Source organism: Candidatus Thermoplasmatota archaeon, assembly GCA_022848865.1.
In the GTDB taxonomy this organism is placed as follows: domain Archaea; phylum Thermoplasmatota; class Thermoplasmata; order RBG-16-68-12; family JAGMCJ01; genus JAGMCJ01.
In genome coordinates this window covers 1-588 of the sequence record JAJISE010000115.1, presented here as the reverse complement: position 1 = coordinate 588, position 588 = coordinate 1, and the positions used below count along the sequence as shown (strand labels likewise).

General features: G+C 64.8%; 1 protein-coding gene. It reads right to left on the bottom strand.

Annotated elements, in window-relative coordinates; all coding sequences use genetic code 11:
* The coding region (locus LN415_09935; GenBank protein ID MCJ2557398.1) for a methylmalonyl-CoA mutase family protein at positions 1-588 on the bottom strand (588 nt) is incomplete at both ends.

Below are 588 nucleotides of genomic sequence, written 5' to 3'. Positions count from 1 at the left end.
AGAACTCGACGATGTCGGTGACGAGCTTCACCGAGGGGCCTGGGGGGAAGATGCATAGGTTCTGGGCGAAGAACTCCTTGAGCATGTCGTTCTGGGTCGTCCCCCTGAGACTGTCCCGGGGCACGCCCTGAGCGTCTCCGAGGGCGGTGTACATCGCGAGGAGCACCGAGGCGGGGCCGTTGATGGTCATCGACGTGGAGACCTTGTCTAGGGGGATGCCCCCGAAGAGGGTCTCCATGTCCCTGAGGGAGGAGACCGCGACGCCGCAGACCCCCACCTCCCCCACGGAGAGGGGGTGGTCGGAGTCGTAGCCCAGGATCGTGGGGAAGTCGAAGGCGACGCTGAGCCCCGTCTCCCCCTCCTCGAGGAGGTACTTGAATCGCCTGTTCGTCTCCCCCGCAGTCCCGAACCCCGCGAACTGGCGCATAGTCCAGAGGCGCCCCCTGTACATCGTCGCGTGGAGCCCCCGGGTGAACGGGTAGCCCCCGGGGAAGCCGAGGCTCTCCTCGTAATCCATGTTTGCGACAACGTTCGGAGTGTAGAGTCTCCTCTTCTCGAAGCCGGAGGACGTTGTGAACCTCTCCATCC